Source organism: Occallatibacter savannae (genome assembly GCF_003131205.1).
Classification (GTDB): domain Bacteria; phylum Acidobacteriota; class Terriglobia; order Terriglobales; family Acidobacteriaceae; genus Telmatobacter; species Telmatobacter savannae.
Map to the genome: position 1 here is coordinate 1,559,390 of NZ_QFFY01000001.1, position 21,498 is coordinate 1,580,887.

Consider the following 21,498-nt stretch of genomic DNA (forward strand, 5'->3'; position numbering starts at 1 on the left):
ACTACCCAGAAAATCAGGAACTGGAAACAGAGTCCGCCGCTGCTTGCTCCGCAGGTTTGGCGGACTTCTTCTTCGCAGCGGGTTTCTTCGCGGCGGTTTTCTTCGAGGCTGCCCCCGACGTGCCGGCAAGGAACGTCGACCAGCGGAGATCGGTTGGCGCGGCCGGCGCATGCTCGGCCTTGGCGATCGCCAGGTCGGCCACTTCACGAATGATCCACTCGAAGTTCGCCTTGCCGACTGAATGCAAGTCGGCATCCGGCGCGGGATTCATGAAGTCGATGGCATACGGAATACCGTCCTCGACGGCGAACTCGACCGTGTTGAGGTCGTATCCCAGTGCGCGGCAAAGCGCGAGCGCATCCTTCTCCACGCGGGCCAGCAACTTCGGATCGTACGCCGGCGGGTTCTGGATGTACCGCTCGTGATGCGGCCTCCGCGGGTCGTAAGGCATGATGTGGACCTTGCTCTGGCCTACCACGTAGCAGCGGAAGTACTCGTTGAAGTCAACCGCCTTCTGGTAGAGCATGCAAAGATCGCGCGACTGATCGTAAGCATGAAAGAACTCTTCGCGATTGTGGATGTGGTAGACATCACGCCACCCTCCGCCGTCCACCGGCTTCATAAACCCATGCTCGCCTACGTACTCAAACACTCCGTCCCAGTTCAGCGGGTACTCGAGGTTGCGCATCGACCGTTCCGTCGTGCCCTCTGGATGCTTCTTATGCGGAAGAATGACGGTGGGCGGCACGGCAACGCCTAACTTCTCCGCCAGAGAATAGTTGAAGAACTTATCGTCAGCCGACCACCAGAAAGGATTGTTGATGATGACGGTGCCATTGAGAGCAGCGTGCTTCAGGTACGCGCGATAGAACGGAATGTCGTGTGAGATACGATCGACGATCACCGCATAGGGTGCGGGCTTGTCCAGATGGACTGCGGAAGTTTCGACGAATTCGGCCTGGATGCCCTCTACATTGCGGGCGTTGATGTGCTCCACAAGCGCACCGGGAAAGCTGTTCTCCATGCCAAACAGGACGCCGATCTTCTTCATGCTGACCTCCGCTACCAAACTTTTGACCAGTGTACGGCAGGGAGCGGATTCCCGCGGTCAATCAGTGAGGCGGGTCACTGCCCGGCGTGAGCCGCGGGAGTACGTTGGCTTGTTCGGCGGAACGAGGAGGGCTTCCATGGAATATCGAGTGTTGACGGTATCGCGGGAGTTCGGCAGCGGCGGCGGCCGGATCGCGCAGTCGATCGCGACGCGCCTGGGTTGGAAACTGCTGGACGGCGCTCTCATCGAGGAGATCGCCGGTGAGGCGAAAGTCGATCCGGGAATCGTAAGCCGGTTCGACGAACACGTCGAAGGATGGCTTGCTCGCGTCAACCGGCAGGCGATGCGGGGAGCAGCCATGGCTGCCGGCGTCGCGCTTAAAGAGGAAAAGTGCTTCGATCCGGATGCAATGGCGGATCTTGCGAGGAAGATCATCGAGCACGCGTACGAGATCGGCGATTGCGTGATTGTGGGACGCGGAGCGCAGTGCATCCTGCAAGCGAAAGCGGATGTCTTCCACGCCTTCGTCTATGCGCCCCGGCGAATCCGGATTCATCGTCTGCGTACCCGCCTGGAGCCGGGCGCCAATTTCGAGCAGCGCCTTCAAAAGGTAGATGACGAACGCGCTCTATATCTGAAGCAGCGTTTTGGCAAAGACTGGAAGAACCCGCATCTGTACGACTTGATGATCTCCTCAGGAAACGATGAGGAGATGACTGCACACGTGATCGAGTTCGCGATGGCGGGAGGGAAAACAGCCGGTAGCTGACGGCACAAAAAGTCGCGCTTCGTCTACCCGCTGCTCGCAATCAGCCGATCTTCGCGTCCCAGTCGTAGCTGAGTCCATTGATCGCCTTGCGGAGATTCTCAACTGCCGCGTTCTTCTGCTGCTCCAGGTCGGTCGTGTGTTTGCGCGTGGACTGAAGCAGATCTTCGGCGCGATTGAGCTCATCCACAAACCGGCGGGCCGCTTCATTGCCCTTCAGCGCCGTCAGGTTTTCGCGGCAGCGTGCCTCATCTGCTGAAGCAGTCTGTTCCTGCTGCTTCGATTCGGCGATGGCCTGATCGAGATCGGCGAGCTTCGCCTGCGCATCGAGAACAGGCTTAAGCTGCGCCTCCGCGTCAGGAACTCGCTTGACGAGTTCGAGCAGATAGGAATTTGTGTTCTGGCTGGGATCGATCGTGACGGTGGTGAGCTCCGGCCCGTGCTCGCTGACTTCGAACTTCTCCGTGGTATGCGGTTTCACTGCTACCCGAAAGCGATAGAGGTCGGGCGTAGTGTCCTCGGCCTTTACGCCTTCTCCGAGAGACCAGCCGTTCATGCGGCGCGGGTGTTCGATGAGGACCGTGCGGTCATCGTCGCCTGTGTTGTTGGCCGAGTAAGTCATGGATGCCACATCCATGTAGCTCTCGATCACAAGGCCCTTGCGAATCTGCAGGTGGTGCAGCGTACGGCGCGATTTTTGATCGGCGATCTTAACACGGATCGCCTGGTCGGTCGCATAGCTCAGCAGGCGGCGCTCGCCGGGATGAATCGGATCGAGTAAGCCCTCGCCGGCGAACTCGCCACTTTCGAAGATCGAGAAGCTGCCCGAATCGAGCGTGAGCTTCGATTTGTTCTCGAGCCAGACGGCACGAAGGGGGCGGGGATTGTTCTGGCTCCAGAGCGTGACGTGTTCCGCCGGAAGCTCCTGCTGCAGAATCGGAACCATCGCCGACTCGTTCTTGTGAATGGTCACCGGCTGCGAGAGCGCGTACTCAAAAAAATCGTCGAAAGCCGAGGTGGAGACGTCGCCTTCCTGCAAGGCGTCGCTGGCGCGGTAAACACCTCCACCGTAGCCGCTACCTGCGACACCGGGCGACGCTGCGGCAAGAGCCGCAAAATTCCGGCCATTGATCGGCTGCTGAACAGGCCCCCCGATTGCGGCGTTGTAGCCGCCCTTCAGTTCCTGCCGCAACGATTTCTGTTTGGCCATTGCCGATGGCGCCGTGAGAGCTCCGCTGATCATCTCCGATTGAACTTCGACAGTCTCAGCCGCCTCATGCGTCTGTGGTGAAGTCTGCGCCGCAGTCGCAATCGCGATCTCTGGCCGTCGAGTGTAGAGCGGCTGCGACAGCGGCTGGATAAAGCTCTGCGGCGTTCCGGCCACAAGCGACAGCTGCACGTTATCCCAGTCGGCTCCGACGGTGTTATCAACAACGGCCCAACCTTGAACCGTCGCGTTTCCATTCGCTTCCCTCGGGAACACCATCCGGTAGGTCGCCTTCCACACCGGCACCTCGCTGATATAGCTGACCCGCAGTTGACGTGCGCCGGAACCAAGTGCATCCAGCGTCAGATGGCGCAGTCCGGTCGCATGCGTCGTGGAGAGAAGTTCCAGATAGCGGTCGAGCTGTCCCTGCAGGTTCGTATCAACAGGGCGGACGCTCAGCGTTGGCGTCAGTTCGACAACGCGGACTGCGCCTGAACCCGCGACCAGTGTTAGGAAGAATTTCTGCACGGACGAGGTGCTATCACCAGAGCCGGCTTTCTCCTCGCGCGTCTCGATCGACATCAGCCTGCCGGAGATCGCACCCCCCGGCGCTCCCGTCACCTCAACGCGCTGCCCGCGCAAAGCGCTGAACAGTTCAGTGGAAGTCGGATCCTCCGTCATGCCAAGGGAAAGCGTCTTCAGCTGCTCTGCGAGCGGCGTGGTCGAGTTGTAATTCACACCGGCAATACGGCCGCCACCCTCATCCAGAACCGTCAGCGACTGCAGCACGTCGTTCAGCTGCGGCGAAGTAAAGTCGATGGTCACGCGCTGATTTCCGGTGATGGAACCCGCATGCTCGAAGTAGCCCACACCGTTCTTGTAGAGCACGACCTTGCGGACTGGCAGTGGCTTTTGCGCCCCCTGCTCCACCTTCTGTGAAGTTGGCGTAGCCTTCGGCCCGGTGTGCTGAGATTGCTTGTTTTGAGCTGAAATCGTGACGGCGCTTGAAACGAGAACGAGAACTGCGGTGACCCAGAGACGCATCGATCCTCCTCGGGACTGAGTAATGGCTCAGACCGTTGTATAGCGGGCACAGATAGAACTGCGAACTTCGAAGCGCTATTGCGTTGGACCCCGCAAGTGCAAAAAAGGTTCCCCTACACAGGTCCAACTGCCCATAGAACGAGGAGGCAAGAAGATCTTGCAAAGAATTCTGCAGAGTGAAGTCGCCGTACAGGCTCGGGAGGGAGCAGCAGCGTCCCAGGCTGCTGGATTCTGCCAATTTTCTGTAAAAACGGCTTTAGCCGCGACGCATCCGTGCGAGCCTGAGTGCCCACGCCGATAGCGCGGCCTGTTCAGCCGGCCGCAATGCGCTTGAGCTGATCGAGGTGATTCAAATCGTGCCCCGCCATCGTCTCGACGATCGTCTGGAAGGTCATGGTCCCGCGCTCCGGGTGGGTTACGGGCTTCGATGCCGAGACGGCCAGAGCCTTCCTGATGAGCAGCAGGTTCCAGGTGCGCAAGGCAGTAAAGGCGCTGAGTGCCTCCTTCGCCGGCACTCCGCCGTACGGCGCAGCCCACTTCTCCTGGTCGAACGGCTGCAGCACGTGGTGATCTTCCGCGAGCGTCTGGCGCAGCCGGAACGCGAACGCCACTTCGCAATCGGCCAGATGACACACAATCTCAGCGGGCGACCACTTTCCGGGCGCTGGCGCCTGCACGGTACGGTCGGGCCCGATCATCTGCAATTTATTGGCAATCTCATGCGCGGTGCTGCCGAGAATCGTCTCGAGCGGCCGGCCATCGAGAAACTTCGCGTAGGGATTCAGTTCGGTCATGGGCAGAAAAGCAGCTTGTAGCCAGTAGCTCGTAGCTCAAGCATCAGTTCCCTTTTTACTTCGATTGGAGCGGCGGTACAAGTGAATCGTTGAACTCTTGCCGCGTTGATTGCTTATGGCTTCCGGCTACGGGCTGCCGGCTTCACAGATATTCCTGAATCATCTTCTGCCACGTCGGCCAGTCGTGCGAGTTCCATGTATCCCACGTGTACAGCTTGTGCGGAATTCCCTTGGAACTCATAATCCGATCGAGGTTCTGGTTCTGTCCCAGGCACTGATCATCCCAGCCGGTCGCCAGAATGTATGTATTGCGGCGGTAGTGATCGAAAAACCACGGATCAGCAAGGTTGGGCAGATAGTGCGTCGGCAGGTTGAAGTAGCAATCCTGGTCGTAGTAGCCATGGAGGAAGTTGCTCAGATCGAACGCCCCCGACATCGTCAGCAGACCCGTGAAAATATCAGGGTGGCGCAGCGCGATGTTGGTTGCGTGATACCCGCCGAAACTGCAGCCCAGCGACACCATATGCGCATCCCAGTTCTTCTTGCGTATCAGCGGAACGACCTCATGGATGAGGTAGTCCTCGTACTGAACATGCCGCGCAATGCGCCAGCGCGGTGGGACGCTGCGGTTGTACCAGCTCTCCATGTCCACGGAGTCGACGCAGAAAAACTGCAGATCGCCGCGCTCGACGCGATCGCCGACAGCCGCAATCATCTGCCGCTCTTCGAACTCGTAGAATCGCGCTCCCGATGTCGGAAACACGAGCACTGGGAGGCCGGAGTGGCCGAAGATGAGCAACTCCATCTCGCGGTCCAGCCGGGAGGAATACCACTTGTGGTACTCGCGATTCATGCGACGGGCGGGCTCCTGGGGGCAATATGAGACGCGGTGGTTAGCTGATACTGTAACAGGACGGAGATCAGCATTCAGAGATCGCAGAATGGAGGGAAATGCAGGAGTTGAGCTTGGAGCCACACGAAGATTTCACCTCGGAACAGGCAGCGTCGATGTCAGCGATCGATACTTCTCTGCATCCGCGGCTGCGTCTTCATCGTTCCTTCAATAGCAAGTACCTGCCCTCTGAACGCGATGTGATTGTCTACGTGCCGCCCGGCTACGACGAGGCTCCCCTCCAAAGTTACCCGGTCCTCTACCTGCACGACGGCCAGAACCTCTTCGATGCCCGAACCTCATTTGTCCCCGGTCGTACGTGGCAGGTCCTCGATCACGCGGATGCAGCCGTCGAAGCCGGGGAAGTCGAGCCGCTGGTCATCGTCGGAATCTACAACACCGGCGACCGGCGGATCGCCGAATACACCCACGAGTACAACTGGCAAATGGGCGGGGGACAGGCTGATGCCTACGGCAACCTGATCGTGCACGAGCTCATGCCCTGGATCGCGAGCCGCTATCGGGTCCGGCACAGCCGCGCGAGCGTCGGTCTCGGGGGTTCTTCGCTCGGAGGTCTCGTCAGCCTCTACCTGGGCCTCCGGTATCCAGCCATTTTCGGCAAGCTGGCTCTTCTGTCGCCGAGCGTCTGGTGGAATCACAAAAGCATCCTCGGCTACCTCAACGAGCATGCACCGCAAATGTGGGAGCGCCCGAGGATCTGGCTTGACGTAGGCGATCACGAGGGGCAGAAGACGCTGCGGGATGTCGAGCATCTGGCGCGCAGACTCAAGGGAAATGGCTGGCATCCCGGCGAGACGCTGCACTTCGACAAGGTCGAGGGCGGAACCCACGATGAGGCGAGCTGGGCAACGCGCGTCCGGCCGATGCTTGGATTCCTGTTTCCTCGAAGCCGGCCCTAGGTCAGACCTCGCTCTTGGCCGTATTTTGAGTGAGCTAGCTCACATCCAGATGCTCTAAACAGGCGCAGCATGAAGCCATGACTGAGATCCTCTGGAACACCGATTCGCCCCATTCCCCGCTTCTCGATCACGAGCTGGTTGAGCTTCGGCTCGTGGATCTCGGCGGCGCCGAAGAGCACCGTTACCTTGTCCGCGAAATCCACGCCGCGTGGTCGGCCTCTGCTCAGCAAATCGAGTGGAAGGGCTTCGAAGACCGGACGTACCTGGACGAGCGTGAGGCCGAGCGGTGGTTCGCGAGCCGCAGAGCTCACGTCGCAAATGCCGGGTTCCCGTTCGCCACGTCTCTGAACTAGCTGGCGCCAGTCTTCGCTGCGGCGGGCTCTACAGCAGCTTCTGGTAGAGGCCCCACCCGGGGTCCGGTTGCATTTTCAGGTGGATGCGATGGGTGAAGACGCGGGCCAGCACGTCGTTGTCAAACTTCTGCTGCATGGCGTCAGGATCACGCGCGTAGAAGATGAATTCGCGGATCCCGGGGATCGTGGTCGTGCCGACAAAGATGGACTCCCGGTTCCGCTCGAGCACCTCGCAGAGATCATTCTCGATTCGATTCAGCTCTTCCACTTCACCGGGATTGGGAAAGCCCGCCCTGGTGGTGTCCGTCATCGGAACCGCGAGCGAGACATATTGGCCGTACCCGGTCACTCCCTTGAACTTGCTGTACGCGGTATTGGCTCGCACTTGCATGGTCCGGCCCAGCGGGTCATGAGTCTGGCGCTGGATCCAGGCATCCGGTAAAGGCAGTTTGTCAGGACTGAGGGGCTCTTTCGTGGAAAATGGCCACATGCCGCGGCGGCTCCTGGGATCTGAGGTGAAGGTTGCAATAAGTATGCCGGATTCAGCGACCTGCGCACAGCTCAATTGAGCAGCTTCCTGCACGTTCGGCACCTCAAGCCAAAACGGGAACAGCTTGCTTCAAACGGTCTGTTTCGGCGATACTTAGGTGTTGTGTCTTACGCCCTCAGGGACAGCACTGTCCTGGGGACCCCGGTGCACCGAACAGTGAAGTCCGGGTGGAAACAGGCCGCCGCCTCAGCGCCAGCCGAGAGACCCCGAAAAGACCGCAACAGAGCACCGGAAACTGAAAGGACCTGTATCGCCGTGGTGATGATTCGTTTGGCGCGTGTTGGCGCCCCCAAGCAGCCCTACTATCGTGTCGTTGTGATTGAGAAGGACCGCGCCCGCAATGGCCGGTCAATCGAAGTGGTCGGCACCTACAATCCTCGCACCAACCCGGCTTCAGTCGACTTGAAGCACGACCGCATCGCCTACTGGCGCAGCGTCGGCGCGCAGTTCTCTCCCATCGTGGCCAAGCTGGTCGAGAAAAACCCAGCGAAAGCCGCTACTGCTGAGCCCGCCGTAGCCTAGATTTTTTCCTTTTGTGAAATTCCTCGTGTGCGCTAGATTTTTTGGCATTGCACACACAAAATGCTGACTTTAGGTGGGGTGTGCTGATACTATCTGCGCACCGCTCCAAGTCGCTTCTCCTTGGACAGTTAGGTCAGAGGCAAGTTCATGACCCAAGTTGACATGGTCGCAGTAGACGAACTGGTCCGCGAGATCGCGCGGGCCTTGGTAGACGAACCCGGCGCTGTTGAAGTCGAGTCAGTACAGCGGGACGAGAACACCGTCCTGCGCCTGAGGGTGGCTCCTGGGGATGTTGGAAAAGTAATCGGAAAGCAGGGGCGAACCGCCCGCTCCGTACGCACGATTTTGGGAGCCGTGAGTATGAAGCTGCATCACCGTTACACACTCGACATCCTTGAAGAGGACGACGAAGAGTAGGATGGGCGATCCCTTCGGGGTCACTCATCACTCTGAGCGCAATTGATGGCGTCCGAGGGCTGGGTGTGGCTTGCGCGTATCAAACGCACACAAGGCCGCAAAGGTGAAGTTTTCGCTGAGGTCCTCACCGATTTCCCTGAAAAATTTGCGGAGCGACGGAAGCTGTGGCTGCTGAAAAGCAGTTCAGCTGCCGCTTCGGACATCTCCGCGGACGCACAGGAAATCACACTCCAGCATCACTGGATGCATAAAGGCGGAGTGGTACTCCACTTTGCCGGGATCGATTCGATTTCCGCTGCCGAGCAGCTTGCCGGCTGCGTTGTCGCGATTCCCCGCTCAGAACGAGCACGACTCGATGAGGGAGACGTCTACATCGGCGATCTCATCGGCTGCACGCTGATCGATGTAGTGCGTTCGGAACCCGTTCTTATCGGCGTTATCGAAGATGTGGACCGAAGCGCCGGACCGGTTCCGATGCTGGTGATTCGGCCCGAACTTCACGATCGCAAGTCTCCGAGCGCGAAGGCAGCTGGTGACGAGATCCTGATCCCTTTTGCGAAAGATTATCTGCGCCGCGTCGACATCGAATCCAAACGGATCGAGATGGCCCTCCCTGAAGGCCTTGTGGATCTGAATCGCCCCGACGCCTGAGAACGACTACAACTGCAAACGATCACTGCCTCACGGCTGCGCCCCTGGCGGTACCAGCAATGTCAGCTTCTCGCGCGCCACTTCAATGCGAGCCGGCAGCGCGCCGAGCACCTCGCCATCCGCCTCAACAAAGACGCTCCCCTTGGCGCCATTGAGTGGGCGGCAATCGACCGAGTCTGCGTCGAGAAGCTCGATCGTGCGCGAAAACGTCTGGCGTCCAACTACAGTTGCCAGCAGAAACCGCAGGTAGTCGATGCGGCTGCGCGTTTTGAATGCCACCACGCTCAGGTCGTTCTTGTGCAGTGTGGCTCCTGGTGCAAGCACTCCCAAAGCGCCGCCAAACGAGCGGATCCGCACTGCGAGCAACTGCGAAACCTGTTCTACGCGCCCGGCTCCGTTTCCGTTGCCCGAGAAGCGCGCGTCGAAAAGCGGAAACGGGTTCGTTGCCCAGATCTTGAGTGCTTCCAGAATGTAGAGCGCGTACCCGTACCGGCGCTTTAACTCCGGATCCATGCTCGACATCAGCAGCGCGTCCGCGCCGATACCCGCGGCGACGGTAAAGTACCGCCACCCATCCGTCCCGTTTGTCTCCTTAAAGAAGATGCGCCCCACCGGAACCTGCTGCGGCTTCGCACTGAGGAGCGATTGCATGGCTTTCACCGGATTGCGGCCGAGCCCCAGGTTCTGCGCCAGCGCGTTGGCTGTGCCCAGCGGAACAACTCCGAGCGCCACGTCGGTCCCTACCAGTCCTTGAAGGACCTCGTGCACCGTCCCATCGCCGCCGCAGGCCAGCACGGTATCGTGCCCCTGTTTCACCGCCGCTGCAGCCAGCGCCTTCCCGCTTCCCGGCGCATGCGTCTCCAGCGAATCGGCCTCCACTCCAGCATCACGAAGCACAGCCTTCACGCTCTCGATGCTGGACGAACGCCGCGCCGAGTGCTGGCCAGAAGCTGGATTGTAGATAAGCGCGACGCGGCGCATGGACAGGGCTCTACCTTCGCTCTATTTCCTCTGGTTAAAGCTGCTCGAAGTCGAGGATGGCTTCATTCTACAGACCAGATGTTTAGATGCAGGTGAGCAGAGCATTGAGTTTCAGCAGCCACCCGGCGGCGCATCTACAATCATCCCGATGCTCCTCTGCGTACTCACTGTCTCCGATCGCTGCTCTCAGGGCCTCATGACAGATACTGCCGGCCCGGCCGTGGCCGATCTTCTCCGCCAGCATTGGCCAGGCTCCCGCGTCGCAAACGCCCTCGTCCCCGACAAGGAGGATGAGATCATCGCTCGGCTGCTCGAGTGGTCCAGCATGCATGCTTCGCTCATTCTCACCGTCGGCGGAACCGGCCTCAGCCCGCGCGACCGTACGCCCGAGGCGACCGTCCGCATTCTTGATCGCCTTGTTCCCGGGATCGCCGAAGCCATGCGCGCAATCGGTTCCGCGAAAAATCAGTTTGCCTGGTTGTCGCGTGGAATTGCCGGCCTGCGCGGAAGCACGCTCATCGTAAACCTGCCCGGCAGCAAGCGCGGCGCGGAAGAAAGCCTCTCAGCCGTGATTCCGCTCCTGAACCACGCCATCGAGGTCGCTGGCGGAGGCCAGAACCACCCATCTTGACTAATGGCGGCGGAAACGTTTGCCGGTCCGCTGCCTATTTCAGGTGGCTTTGAAGTCCCTGATAGGCCCGCTCGAGACCCTAACCCGCTCGCTCACCTTCACTTCCCTGCAGATAGCGGCCCCGAAGATTGTTCGTGAAACACGAGAAAATGTCGTAGAATCGTCTCGTCCGTGGGTGGTCCCAGAAAAAACACGAATCGCCTCCGCGCGCCGAGTGCCAGCATCCGCGACGTCGCCCAGCGCGCAGGCGTCTCCATCGCCACGGTTTCGCGGACCGTAAACGGCATCTCCACCGTAGCCCCCGACCTTGCTGAGCGTGTCTGGAACGCAATCCGCGAAGTCGGCTACGTCCCCAATACGCAGGCGCGCGCACTCGTCTCCGGCCGCAGCCGCCTGCTTGGCCTCGTCGTTTCCGAGATCACGAATCCCTTCTTCCCGGAACTGGTGCAGGAATTCGAGAACCTCGCCGTCGAGCAAGGGTACGAGGTCTTCATCGGCTCCACGAATTACGATCCTGCCCGCACCGAGACACTGGTTCGCCGCATGCTCCAGCGCAGCGTTGACGGCGTCGCCATCATGACCTTCGGTATTGAGCAGGAGCTCATCCAGAAGCTTGTCGATCGCGCCTTTCCCATGGTGTTCGTCGATTCCGGGCCAGACATGCCCAACATCCGCGTCCTCAAGGTCGACTACGGCGAGGGCATCCGCGAAGCCGTCCAGCATCTAGCCGCACTCGGTCATCGCAAGATCGCGTTCATCAGCGGCCCTCTGCACATGCGCTCCGCAGTGGCGCGACGCGACGCATTTCTGAAGTCCATGTCCGAGCTCGGCCTCACCGTTCCGGGCGAGCACATCATCGAAGGCACGCACACAATGGAGGGCGGCATCCGAGCGACAGAGAGCCTTCTGCAACTCGGTGAGATGCCCACTGCCATTGTCTGCTCCAACGACATGACGGCGATCGGCGTATTACACGGCCTTCATCGCACCACGCACGAAGTGCCCGATGACGTCTCCGTGATCGGCTTCGACGATATCCACCTTACGCAGTTCGTGCTGCCTCCGCTCACCACGGTCCAAATGTCGTGCAAGCATCTTGCTGCAGCCGCGATCCAGGCGCTGCGTGCCGGCATCGAGCCGGATCTACCCCATGCTCAGCAAACCGAATGGCAGATACCCACTCGCCTGGTGGTTCGCCAATCCACTTCATTTCCGCGGGGCAGCCTCCCCGCTCTCGCCAAAACTCGCCTGACGTCTCGCCGCAGTGCCGCAAAGGTTTAGGGCCCGTTTTCTTCCTATCGAACTTGGTCCAGCTCGGCTGTAACTTGTTCCAGCCCCCGGGTGTCTAATAGATGCTGTAAGGTTCCCCAGCGAGGTCATCATGCTCATCCGCAAGCCCTCCGACATTCCCTCTTCGGAGATCACATCTGAGTCGAGCTACAAGGATTTTCTCAGCAGGCGCCGCTTTCTGCGCACCGCGATCTCAGGCGCTGCCGCCGCCGGAGGAGCCGTCCTCGGAGCGGACCGCGTCGCTGACCTGCTCTCGCCGGGCACAACCGCCCTCGCGGACGCTACGAAGCTTCAGACCGTGAAGAGCCCGCTTTCCACAACGGGCGAGCAGCTCACCAGCTTCGAAGACATCACGCACTACAACAACTACTACGAGTTCGGAGTGCAGAAGAGCGACCCCGCGAAAAACGCAGGCGTCCTTCCTACTCGCCCGTGGACCGTAAAGGTGGACGGGCTCGTCAAGCAGCCGAAGACCTTCGATATCGACGCTCTCCTTAAACTGCGCCCCCTCGAAGATCGCGTTTACCGCCATCGCTGCGTTGAAGCATGGAGCATGGTGATTCCCTGGGTCGGCTATTCGCTCTCTGAGTTCATCAAGCAATGCGATCCGCTACCCAGCGCGAAGTATGTTCAGTTCCTCTCCTACTACGACAAGAAGGTCGAGAAGTGGACCGACGAGTCCAGTATCTTCTGGCCCTACAGCGAAGGCCTGCGCATGGACGAAGCCATGCACCCGCTCACGCTTCTCACCTTCGGTCTCTATGGCCAGGTGCTGCCCAATCAGGATGGCGCGCCCGTCCGCATCGTTGTGCCCTGGAAGTACGGATTCAAATCAGCCAAGTCCATCGTGACCGTGCGCTTCGTCGAGAAGATGCCGGAAACCACCTGGTACCAGCAGAACCCCCGTGAATACGGCTTTTACTCCAACGTGAATCCCAACCACGACCACCCACGCTGGAGCCAGAAGACGGAGCGCCGCATCGGCCAGCCTTTTTACGCCCAGCGCCGCACCACGCTGATGTTCAACGGATATGCCGAGCAGGTCGCCTCGCTCTACAACGGCATGAACCTCGACAGAAACTACTGAGCGGAGTTCGCTGCGCTTCGCACAAAGCATCGGAGTTAGTAACCTCGTCACGAACTCCGCTAACACGCGCGAAGCGCGGCTAGCCCCGCTAACAGGCGCGGAGCGCCGCTGAAATCCCATGTCCCGCAAGACTCTCATCACGCTCAAGACCCTCACCTGGATCGCCTGTCTCGGTCCATTTCTAATGCTCGTCTACGAGGCCGTCACCAACAACCTCGGCCCCGATCCGTCATCAAACATTGCGCTCACCACCGGCTACAACGCGCTCCTGATCCTGATTCTTTCGCTCGCCGTTACGCCTCTGCGCCTTCTCTCTCCCCGGCTCTCGTGGCTCATCAAGTTCCGCCGCCTGCTCGGCCTGTTCGCCTTCTTCTACGCGACCATCCACCTCGCCACGTATCTCGCGCTCTATCTCAACTTCGACTGGAACGTCTTCAAGACGGACATCACGAAGCGCCGTTTCATCATCGCGGGATTTGCTGCCTGGATACTTCTCGTCCCGCTTGCGCTCACATCCACGACCTGGGCTATTCGCAAGCTCGGCGGCAAGCAGTGGAACCGTCTCCACAAACTCGTCTACCTCGCCGCAATCGGCGGGATCATTCACTACTGGTGGCAGGTGAAACCCGGTGTCCTCAGCCCGATGAATCTGACGATCTCGCTCGCCGTGCTGCTCCTCGCGCGCCCCGTTCTGCTCTTCATCCAGAAACGAAAAACGCGCCGCGCTGTCGCGGCTTGATCGAAAGCACTCGGGAAGTCAGTTGTGAGCTGGCGACCGAGTAAGCAGAATGTTCACATCGTTTACATCGCTGTGCACGCGCAAGGGCATCTCTTTCTCCAAATACAGGCGTTCGCCTCGGCCGGTCCCCTCCTCAGCGTCGTCTTTCGCCCCACCTACGCGCAGAACGTAGCTATCCTCCGGAACGTACTCGAATCGAAAACTGCCGTCGTTGTCGATCGAAGCCGTTCTGGCCTGCTCGTGATCATCTGCGTACAACAGCGTCACCGTCGCATGAGAAGGAGCGTGGCCATCCTCCACCGCTTCCACACGGCCGCCGACCGTGCGAAGTCCTGAAACGGGGATCACGATATCCGCTCCATGCTCCACTTCGCCCTCGCTCACCTTGATCGAATTTGCAGCCTTCCGGCGCAACACATTTCCCAGGCACACGCGCGGCGCAATGTCTTCTGAGTCAATCGGCATCAATGCGCACACGATGTATTCACCGGCCGCAAGATTCTCCACTGCATAATGACCGTGGCTGTCGCTGGTCGTATCGATCGCCCAATTGTTGAAGAGCGGAAGCCCCACCGGACCCCACTCCTTATTCGCGTTCTTCCTGAACAGCTGAAAGCGCATGCCGATTGCCGGACTTCCATCATCGAAGCTGACTGTCCCTTCGATCTCCGCAGCCCGCCGCAACTGGATCGTGATCTCTGAAACTCGGCGCACTGCAACCTTCACGGCGGTCAGATTCTCTTTCCATTGCTTGACCGCGGCCCATTCCTGTTCCGATGTCGTACCCTTCGCGCTGATCTGCCCGAAGTCGAGCCCGCGCATGGGATCGAGATACCCATCGAGCGTCCCAAACGCGTAATATTCACCGGGAGGTACAGCCTCCATGCGAAAGCGTCCATCAAGCCCGGTTTGAATCGTCGCTACCGGCGCCAGCGGTGGATCATCATTCGGCTCTGAGTGTATCTGTGGAATCGGCGTCAGGTTCACAGTAGCGAATCGAGCAGGCTTGGCGGTGTCAGCACAGATGACAAGGCCGCTCACCACGCCCTTCGTTGGATCAGGCTTGTTCGAGCGCTTTTCGCAACCGGCAAGTAAGACGAGCGGAACAGCAATCCAGAGCAGCTGCAGACGTTCCATGGCGCAGCCTCCGCGATCTAATCGACTGCGATCTCCATTGTCTCGCTGAATCCGAAGGTCGTCTGTATCACCGGGCTCCAATTCTTCCGATGCAGGGGAGTGGGTCCCAGCCGGTCCAGCGCCGCCCGATGCTCACGCGAGCAGTATCCCTTGTGCTTTGCCAGCCCGTATCCGGGGTACACCGCATCCAGTTCCACGAGCATTCGGTCGCGATATACCTTGGCCAGGATGCTCGCCGCAGCAATGGAATAGCTTGTCCCATCCCCGTGGATCACCGACTCCTGCGGGCACGGCCAGTCGATCGTGTCGCATCCGTCGATGAGCAAGTAATCCGGCTCCATTCCAAGCTGCTGCACGGCAGTCCGCATGGCAAGCAGGGACGCATTGCGAATGTTAATCCGGTCGATCGTCTCCACATCGATGGCTGCGATGGCAAATGCCAGAGCCTTCGCCCGGATGATCACGTCCAGTTCATTGCGCTTGGCTTCAGAAAGCTGCTTCGAATCGTTCAGCCCCGGGATCCTGCAGCCCAGCGGCAAAATGGCAGCGGCGGCAACCACCGGCCCGAACATGGGCCCGCGGCCCACCTCGTCGCACCCGGCAATCCGCAGAAAGCCGCACTTCGCCGCAGCCTTCTCCAGCTTCCAACCGCAAACGACCTTCGCCATGCACCCAGTATAGAAACGAATTGAATCTGCGAAACGACCCTCTCCTGCGGAAAACCCGTACCGTGAAACGAACTCGTTACGCCATCGCCGGCTCTGGGCTCAACTCGACGACTCTGAGACCTTTCTTCTGCTGCCGGAACTGCGCCGGCGGGGCATTGTAGGCACGCTTGAACGCACGGTTGAAGGCGGCCTCGGAGTTGTATCCCACATCCATTGCCACCTCCACCACGCTTTTGTCCGTCTTCTCCAGCGCGTCCGCTGCAATTCTCATCCGCCAATCTGTCAGGTAAGCAATCGGCGACATTCCCAGGAAATGCCGGAACCGCTCCGCCAGCCTGGTGCGTGAGAGCCCCACATCTTTTGCCAATGCTTCTACAGTCCAGTCGCGCGCTGGATCGCGATGCATCAGAGCCAGCGCCTTCGCCAGGTTCGGATCCCGCAGCCCCGCAAGCCATCCGGTCTGTTCCTTGGGCAGCAAACTGATGTACGAGCGCAGCGTTTCGACGAAGAGAACCTCTGACAGCTTACCGACCACCAGAGAACTGCCCTCGTTTGATCCGGTCGACGCATCGACTGAAAACCGAATTGAGTTTTCGATCCATTTGCCCGATGGTCCGGCCGCCACCGGCACCCTCAAAAGCCGAGGCAATCCCGACAGAAATACGTCGGCAAGTCGCGGATCGCAAGCCATATACCCACACACGAACTTGGTCTTCTCCCCACCGCCTCCGAACTTCACCGCCCTCAGACCTTGTGCCAGGCTTGCGGCAAACTCACGGAACGAATCGACAGGCTCGCCCCGGAGCGGGCCGTTGCCCAGCAGGTGAGAGTCGCCGCCCGGCAACACCACAATGTCACCAGCGTCGAGGTCCACGCGCAACTCTCCAAGCCTCGCGTATGCGCGTCCCTCCGTGAGGAAGTGAAACATGATCAAATGCGCATTCGGAAAAGGAAGATGCGGCTCAATACCGGCTGCACCGGACGAGCTGATGCACCACGGCGCACTGAACTCGGCGTTGAAAAAGATCGCGCCACGCAGTCGAACGGTACTCAACACCTCTGACAACACGTCCATTGCACTTGCACGCTTTCAGAAAAATGGGCGTTTGAGCTAACCATGCGGGCGGTTCAGTCAAGTAGGCAAGTCCGCTTCCGCGCATAGTAGAGCTTGATCTTACTTGATCAAATCCCCGCCGAGGAAGATTCAAAACATGAGTACAGGAGCCGCGGTTTCCCCCAGCACCAGCAATTCCGTCAGCGAAATCAACCAGTTGAAGGCACGTCTGAAAGCCACCTGGATGACCGGAGACTACGACGTCTTCTCCCGTTACCTCGAGCCCGACGCACACCTCTTCTTCCGCCGCATCGGAGTGGAACCCGGGCAGAAGGTTCTCGACGTCGGCTGCGGCACCGGCCAGCTTGCTCTCATCGCAGCGCGCGCTGGAGCCGTTGTCACCGGCTGCGATATCGCCACCAACTCACTCGAGCGGGCTCGCTCCCGGGCTCTCCAAGAGAAGCTCGCCGCAACCTTCGACGAAGGCGATGCCGAAGCTCTCCCCTACCCCGACGCGCACTTCGATGTAGTAACAAGCCTTGTTGGAGCAATGTTTGCCCCGCGTCCAGACCTCGTCGCGTCCGAGCTCGTCCGCGTATGCAAGCCGGGAGGCAAAATCGCAATGGCCAACTGGACCCCCCAGGGTTTCGTCGGCCAGATGTTCAAGATTATCGCCCGCTACATTGCGCCAAATGGAATGCCCTCCCCCGTACTCTGGGGCGATCAAGCGACAGTACACGAGCGCTTCCGTGAGGGAGTCCTCGATCTGCGATGCACTTATCGCCACTACCAGTTCGAATATCCGTTCCCGCCCGACGTGGTGGTCGACTTCTTCCGCGAGCATTACGGCCCTATGACACGCGCGTTTGGAGCGCTCGATCCGGAAGGTCAGAAACAGCTCAAGGCCGACCTCGTCGCTCTCTGGAGTGCCAACAACCGCGGTGTCGGCAACGCAACCCTCGTCGACTCGGAGTACCTCGAGATCATCGCCATTCGCGGTGATCGCGATCCCGATCTCCCGTTCATCCACTCAATCCCGGTCAAGAGCCGGAAAACGAATCACCGTGCGAAGCTGCTCGCCGATCGCATTGAAGAAGGCGCGGCCCGTCTCGCCGACTTCGCCGGCCGCTTAACAGATGCCGAGTGGGCCACACCCACCATCGAGGGCGGCAAGCAGGGTCGTACAGCCGGCGTCATCATCCATCACGTCGCCAGCATGTATCCCATTGAGATTGGGGTCGCGCAGTCGGTCGCTTCCGGCAAGACCGTCACCGATGTCACATGGGAGGTTGTTGCAGGAATAAACGCCCGACATGCAGCCGACAGCGCCAGCGTGGGACGGGCAGAAACGATTGAACTGCTTCTCAAAAACAGCAGGGAGGCCGCCGATGTTGTTCGCGCTTTCACAGACGAAGAACTCGACCGCGCCGCACCCTTCTCGCTCAACTCGGGTGCCCCGGTGACAGCGCAATTTGTGGTGGAAGACCATGCGCTCCGCCACAGCTGGCACCACCTCGCCCGGTTGCGAGAGATTCTGGGCCATCACACCGTTACGCCATCTTCAAGGATTAGCTGAAGGTCCCAGAAAAGAATCTTGAGAACTAGCCCGGACTTGCCTCGCCTCGTCCGGGCTTCAACCTTGCGCGAACCCCACCGAGACCGGTCTTACTCCTTCGGATGGTATTGCTGCTTCAGATCGTCGTCGTGCTTCTGCAAGTCTCTTTGCGCTCCCTTGTACTGCCAGTACGTCAGGCCAAAGATCACCGCGAGGCCAACCAGAATCACAATCTCAAACAGGGGGAATTTTCGTTTCACTCTTCACATCCTCAACTCAAAAATCTTCCAGTCCATTTACCGAACTTTCAGGGAGGCCCGTGATTGCATAAACCCGGACTTTGTCGTGCTCGCTCTTGTTGCATCCAACAAGCTCAGGAGGAGCAATGACCACCAACGCGAAGCCTACGCATGAACAGCCTGGCGGACTTCAGGATCCCAATGTTGAGCCTGATGACGGTCTGGTAAACGACTCACTCGGATCAGTGGACATCGCCGACTCCACGGGCCTCGATGAAGACAAAGAGACCGGGGATGCGAAGCGGCTCAACAAGAACACCCGGGAAGACTGATCCAGCTCCCGGCTCTCACTCTGAAACAAAAACCCCGGCTCGAGCCGGGGTTTTCCATCTTGTGAACGGGCACTCCTACGCCTTGGCGGTCGCGCGCTCCACTTCCTTCAGGCGGGCAGCCTTTCCGCGGAGTCCGCGAATGTAGAACAGCTTGGAGCGGCGAACCTTGTAGCTGCGAACCTTCTCAACCTTATCCACAACCTTGGAATTGAAAGGGAAGATGCGTTCAACGCCCTGCCCAAAGCTCATTTTTCGCACGGTGAAGGTGCCCTGAGGCCCCCGGTTTACCGCAATCACAAGGCCTTCAAACGCCTGCAGACGTTCCTTATCGCCTTCTTTAATCTTGACTTGCACACGAACCTGGTCGCCGGGCACGAAACTGGGCAGATCGGTGCGCTTCAGCTTTTCTGCCAGGCGCTGCATAACGGGATGGATGGACATAGCTTCTTCCTGCTGATGGACTCAGAACCTTGATTCTAACAGAGAAGCAGGCCAAAAGCCTAGTCTTGCAGCCTGGGCCACTGAACCCGGCCGTCCTCTCAAGCTATATTGGCTCGCATGGACAAGAAACGCGAACTTCTCCGCCATACCGTCGCCGCCCTCGCTTACCGCGCCAGCCGAGCGCATCACGACGCGCCAGAAGCCTTCGCCGGGTTCGACAGCTGCGGCCGTAAGCCGATTCCAGATCCTTTGTCATATGGGCGACCTGTTCGACTGGGCCCTCAGCGCGGTTCAGGGGAAAGAGCGCTGGCGCAACTCCACTCCGCTTCCATGGACGGAGGAAAAGGCGCGCTTCTTTGCCGCCCTGAGAGCGTTTGACGGTTACCTCGCGTCCGACGCTGAACTGCACGCATCTGCCGAGGCGCTCTTCCAGGGACCGATCGCCGATGCGCTCGGGCACGTCGGTCAGCTTGCGATGTTGCGCAGGTTGGCGGACTCGCCCACGCGGGGAGAGAATTTCTTCGTTGCCAAGATCGATCTTGGTCAGGTCGGTGCCGATCAGCCTCAACCGGTTCAGCCCTTCCGCTAGACGCCAGGTACTGGCTGAACAGTCTATCTAACGAACGGCAAAGAGGCCGGCGTCGTCGCCTTGTATGGTTCGAATTCGTCGCCGAATCGATCCGACAGCAGCTGCTCTTCGGCACGCACGCGGATCTCGGTTCCGACGATAAACAAGATCACGCCCGCAACCAGCAGAGGCCACCAGGTTTTCGAGCATCCCGTCGCGAGCAGCATCCCCAGCATGGATGCATAGATTGGATTTCGAATCCATCGGTATGGACCGCTCGTAATCAGCTTGTGATCTTCGCTAAGTGCGGCTTCAACACGCCATTGCTTGTCTAAATGCCGAGTTGCCATCCACACGAGCGCGACAGATGGCGGTGCAACAAGCATTGAGGCGATCAGTGAGGCGGTGGACTTCTCAAAATCTTTAGGCATTACGAATGCCCAGACGCAGCCATAACCGCACATGACCAGCAGAACACCCCAGCGAGAGGAGGAGGCCCGCACCGACCTTTTCTGCCCTTGGGCGCGCTTCCTCGGCTTCACAAACGCCATCGACCATGCGATCCAGCAGATGGCGAGTTCAACCCAGGCGGCAATCTGGAGTGGAGTGACTTTCATGGTGTACCGTTCTTCTTTCTTAAGAGCTCGAGGATGCTGAGGTCATCATCGCTCAATTGAGCTTTCTCAAGCAGGTCCGGCCGATTCCGAAACGTCTTGCGCAGCTGCTGTTCCCTTCTCCAGCGCCTGATCTGCTGATGGTCGCCATTCAGCAGTACCTCCGGTGCTTTCAGTCCCGCAAACTCGGCCGGTCGCGTGTAGTGCGGATAATCCAGCAAACCGCCCGCTCCATGCTGCGACCGTGGCACGCCGTCCACATCCACTTCAATCTCCGCGTCGCCCACGCCAAAGCTCTCGAACTCACCCGAAGCCTCATTTCCCAGCACACCGGGCACAAGGCGCATCACCGTGTCAACCACGACAGCCGCCGCCAATTCCCCGCCGCTCAGCACATAATCGCCGATCGACAACTCCACGTCGCAATAAAGCTCGTTGATCCGCTCGTCCACGCCCTCATACCGGCCACAGATCAGAACCACCCGCTCCAGCTTCGCCAACTCGCGCGCCACCGCCTGCGTAAAGGGTCGTCCCTGCGCGGACATAAGAATCACCTTCAGGCGTTCCCTCGTCCCCTCGTTCCCTTGTTCCCCGGCCTTCTGATCCCTGTCCCCTGATCCCTGTTCCCTGTCTTTGGGCAGAATGCCCAAAGACTCCAGCGCTTCAGCCAGCGGCTCCGGTTTCAGCACCATGCCCTCGCCACCGCCGAACGGCCGGTCGTCCACTGTCCGATGCCGGTCATGCGTGAAAGCGCGCAAATCGTGCACGCCGATGTTCACCCGGCCCTCGGCCTGCGCGCGCCGCACAATCCCATGCTCAAAGATCCCGGCGAAAAACCCCGGAAAAATCGTGATGATCTCAAACTGCATAACGGTCATTCACGATCATAGAACCTGCCGTCTTGTGACACTCGCGAAACTGTATGCAACGGCCTCTCTGGCATCATCGCGCTCGCTAATCTCAACTCAACTGTCCCGAAGAAGAGTTCAAATTAC

At 59.5% G+C, this 21,498-nt stretch carries 26 protein-coding genes; 13 read left to right on the forward strand and 13 right to left on the reverse strand.

The features are described from left to right. Nucleotides 1-13: 13 nt before the first annotated feature. Entirely contained in the window at nt 14-1,051 is a 1,038-nt protein-coding gene (locus tag DHV10_RS06865) for an ATP-grasp domain-containing protein (protein WP_109485500.1), read from the reverse strand. A gap of 136 nt (nt 1,052-1,187) precedes the next feature. Between DHV10_RS06865 and DHV10_RS06870 the strand changes: the two genes are divergently transcribed. Then, nucleotides 1,188-1,820, forward strand: coding sequence for a cytidylate kinase-like family protein (locus DHV10_RS06870; RefSeq protein WP_162601272.1), 633 nt, complete (start codon nt 1,188-1,190; stop codon nt 1,818-1,820). Between the two features lie 40 nt (nt 1,821-1,860). Here the strand turns inward: DHV10_RS06870 and DHV10_RS06875 are convergent, their stop codons facing one another. The 3 genes from DHV10_RS06875 to DHV10_RS06885 form a co-directional block, all read right to left on the reverse strand. Then, complete coding sequence (locus DHV10_RS06875) at nt 1,861-4,068, reverse strand: DUF4139 domain-containing protein (RefSeq protein WP_109485501.1); 2,208 nt, start codon at nt 4,066-4,068, stop codon at nt 1,861-1,863. A 311-nt stretch (nt 4,069-4,379) separates the two neighbouring features. Then, on the reverse strand, nt 4,380-4,862 hold the full coding sequence (locus DHV10_RS06880) for a DinB family protein (RefSeq protein ID WP_109485502.1): 483 nt from the start codon (nt 4,860-4,862) through the stop codon (nt 4,380-4,382). A gap of 142 nt (nt 4,863-5,004) precedes the next feature. Further along, nucleotides 5,005-5,715: an esterase family protein gene (locus DHV10_RS06885; RefSeq protein WP_109485503.1), complete on the reverse strand. Its 711-nt coding sequence runs from the start codon at nt 5,713-5,715 to the stop codon at nt 5,005-5,007. Between the two features lie 113 nt (nt 5,716-5,828). On the opposite strand from DHV10_RS06885, the gene DHV10_RS06890 reads away from it, so the two are divergent. Both DHV10_RS06890 and DHV10_RS06895 read left to right on the forward strand, forming a co-directional pair. After that, nucleotides 5,829-6,674, forward strand: a complete 846-nt coding sequence (locus tag DHV10_RS06890) for an alpha/beta hydrolase (protein ID WP_162601273.1) — start codon at nt 5,829-5,831, stop codon at nt 6,672-6,674. Between the two features lie 77 nt (nt 6,675-6,751). Continuing rightward, entirely contained in the window at nt 6,752-7,027 is a 276-nt protein-coding gene (locus DHV10_RS06895) for a hypothetical protein (RefSeq protein ID WP_109485505.1), read from the forward strand. Nucleotides 7,028-7,055: 28 nt separating this feature from the next. On the opposite strand, the gene DHV10_RS06900 is transcribed toward DHV10_RS06895, so the two are convergent. Next, complete coding sequence (locus DHV10_RS06900) at nt 7,056-7,517, reverse strand: DUF695 domain-containing protein (RefSeq protein ID WP_162601274.1); 462 nt, start codon at nt 7,515-7,517, stop codon at nt 7,056-7,058. A 321-nt stretch (nt 7,518-7,838) separates the two neighbouring features. Between DHV10_RS06900 and rpsP the strand changes: the two genes are divergently transcribed. From rpsP to rimM, 3 genes are all read left to right on the forward strand, one after another. Further along, nucleotides 7,839-8,099, forward strand: coding sequence for a 30S ribosomal protein S16 (rpsP, locus tag DHV10_RS06905; RefSeq protein WP_109485507.1), 261 nt, complete (start codon nt 7,839-7,841; stop codon nt 8,097-8,099). A 147-nt stretch (nt 8,100-8,246) separates the two neighbouring features. After that, complete coding sequence (locus DHV10_RS06910; protein ID WP_239461311.1) at nt 8,247-8,516, forward strand: KH domain-containing protein; 270 nt, start codon at nt 8,247-8,249, stop codon at nt 8,514-8,516. Between the two features lie 45 nt (nt 8,517-8,561). Further along, entirely contained in the window at nt 8,562-9,167 is a 606-nt protein-coding gene (rimM, locus tag DHV10_RS06915; RefSeq protein WP_239461312.1) for a ribosome maturation factor RimM, read from the forward strand. Nucleotides 9,168-9,197: 30 nt separating this feature from the next. Here the strand turns inward: rimM and DHV10_RS06920 are convergent, their stop codons facing one another. Next, entirely contained in the window at nt 9,198-10,148 is a 951-nt protein-coding gene (locus DHV10_RS06920) for a diacylglycerol/lipid kinase family protein (RefSeq protein WP_109485509.1), read from the reverse strand. Here DHV10_RS06920 and DHV10_RS06925 point away from each other — a divergent pair. The 4 genes from DHV10_RS06925 (at nt 10,147) to DHV10_RS06940 (ending at nt 13,895) form a co-directional block, all read left to right on the forward strand. Further along, complete coding sequence (locus DHV10_RS06925) at nt 10,147-10,779, forward strand: MogA/MoaB family molybdenum cofactor biosynthesis protein (protein ID WP_239461313.1); 633 nt, start codon at nt 10,147-10,149, stop codon at nt 10,777-10,779. The genes DHV10_RS06920 and DHV10_RS06925 overlap by 2 nt on opposite strands. A gap of 171 nt (nt 10,780-10,950) precedes the next feature. Continuing rightward, complete coding sequence (locus DHV10_RS06930) at nt 10,951-12,060, forward strand: LacI family DNA-binding transcriptional regulator (RefSeq protein ID WP_109485510.1); 1,110 nt, start codon at nt 10,951-10,953, stop codon at nt 12,058-12,060. 100 nt (nt 12,061-12,160) lie between these two features. After that, the gene (msrP, locus tag DHV10_RS06935) at nt 12,161-13,156 is read left to right on the forward strand and encodes a protein-methionine-sulfoxide reductase catalytic subunit MsrP (protein WP_109485511.1); all 996 of its coding nucleotides are present in this window, start codon (nt 12,161-12,163) and stop codon (nt 13,154-13,156) included. A gap of 118 nt (nt 13,157-13,274) precedes the next feature. Next, on the forward strand, nt 13,275-13,895 hold the full coding sequence (locus DHV10_RS06940; RefSeq protein WP_109485512.1) for a protein-methionine-sulfoxide reductase heme-binding subunit MsrQ: 621 nt from the start codon (nt 13,275-13,277) through the stop codon (nt 13,893-13,895). Between the two features lie 18 nt (nt 13,896-13,913). On the opposite strand, the gene DHV10_RS06945 is transcribed toward DHV10_RS06940, so the two are convergent. The 3 genes from DHV10_RS06945 to DHV10_RS06955 all read right to left on the reverse strand — a co-directional run bounded on the left by DHV10_RS06945 (nt 13,914) and on the right by DHV10_RS06955 (nt 16,775). Next, entirely contained in the window at nt 13,914-15,032 is a 1,119-nt protein-coding gene (locus DHV10_RS06945; protein WP_109485513.1) for an MSCRAMM family protein, read from the reverse strand. 17 nt (nt 15,033-15,049) lie between these two features. Next, entirely contained in the window at nt 15,050-15,700 is a 651-nt protein-coding gene (locus DHV10_RS06950; RefSeq protein ID WP_109485514.1) for a ribonuclease HII, read from the reverse strand. Nucleotides 15,701-15,776: 76 nt separating this feature from the next. After that, nucleotides 15,777-16,775 carry an AraC family transcriptional regulator gene (locus DHV10_RS06955; protein ID WP_109485515.1) on the reverse strand — a complete coding sequence of 333 codons (999 nt, stop codon included), beginning with the start codon at nt 16,773-16,775 and terminating at the stop codon, nt 15,777-15,779. Nucleotides 16,776-16,911: 136 nt separating this feature from the next. Here DHV10_RS06955 and DHV10_RS27705 point away from each other — a divergent pair, with 136 nt between their 5' ends. After that, on the forward strand, nt 16,912-18,330 hold the full coding sequence (locus DHV10_RS27705; RefSeq protein WP_239461314.1) for a methyltransferase domain-containing protein: 1,419 nt from the start codon (nt 16,912-16,914) through the stop codon (nt 18,328-18,330). Between the two features lie 89 nt (nt 18,331-18,419). On the opposite strand, the gene DHV10_RS26970 is transcribed toward DHV10_RS27705, so the two are convergent. Next, nucleotides 18,420-18,569: a hypothetical protein gene (locus tag DHV10_RS26970; RefSeq protein ID WP_162601275.1), complete on the reverse strand. Its 150-nt coding sequence runs from the start codon at nt 18,567-18,569 to the stop codon at nt 18,420-18,422. Between the two features lie 125 nt (nt 18,570-18,694). Between DHV10_RS26970 and DHV10_RS06965 the strand changes: the two genes are divergently transcribed. Further along, nucleotides 18,695-18,880, forward strand: coding sequence for a hypothetical protein (locus DHV10_RS06965; RefSeq protein ID WP_109485516.1), 186 nt, complete (start codon nt 18,695-18,697; stop codon nt 18,878-18,880). Nucleotides 18,881-18,955: 75 nt separating this feature from the next. Here the strand turns inward: DHV10_RS06965 and rplS are convergent, their stop codons facing one another. After that, entirely contained in the window at nt 18,956-19,321 is a 366-nt protein-coding gene (gene rplS / locus DHV10_RS06970; RefSeq protein ID WP_109485517.1) for a 50S ribosomal protein L19, read from the reverse strand. A 256-nt stretch (nt 19,322-19,577) separates the two neighbouring features. On the opposite strand from rplS, the gene DHV10_RS06975 reads away from it, so the two are divergent. Continuing rightward, on the forward strand, nt 19,578-19,910 hold the full coding sequence (locus DHV10_RS06975) for a hypothetical protein (protein ID WP_109485518.1): 333 nt from the start codon (nt 19,578-19,580) through the stop codon (nt 19,908-19,910). Between the two features lie 23 nt (nt 19,911-19,933). Here DHV10_RS06975 and DHV10_RS06980 read toward each other — a convergent pair whose 3' ends face one another. Both DHV10_RS06980 and trmD read right to left on the reverse strand, forming a co-directional pair. Then, complete coding sequence (locus DHV10_RS06980) at nt 19,934-20,506, reverse strand: methyltransferase family protein (protein ID WP_109485519.1); 573 nt, start codon at nt 20,504-20,506, stop codon at nt 19,934-19,936. Beyond that, nucleotides 20,503-21,372: a tRNA (guanosine(37)-N1)-methyltransferase TrmD gene (gene trmD / locus DHV10_RS06985; RefSeq protein ID WP_109485748.1), complete on the reverse strand. Its 870-nt coding sequence runs from the start codon at nt 21,370-21,372 to the stop codon at nt 20,503-20,505. The genes DHV10_RS06980 and trmD overlap by 4 nt, the downstream gene beginning before the upstream one ends. Nucleotides 21,373-21,498 lie beyond the last annotated feature (126 nt).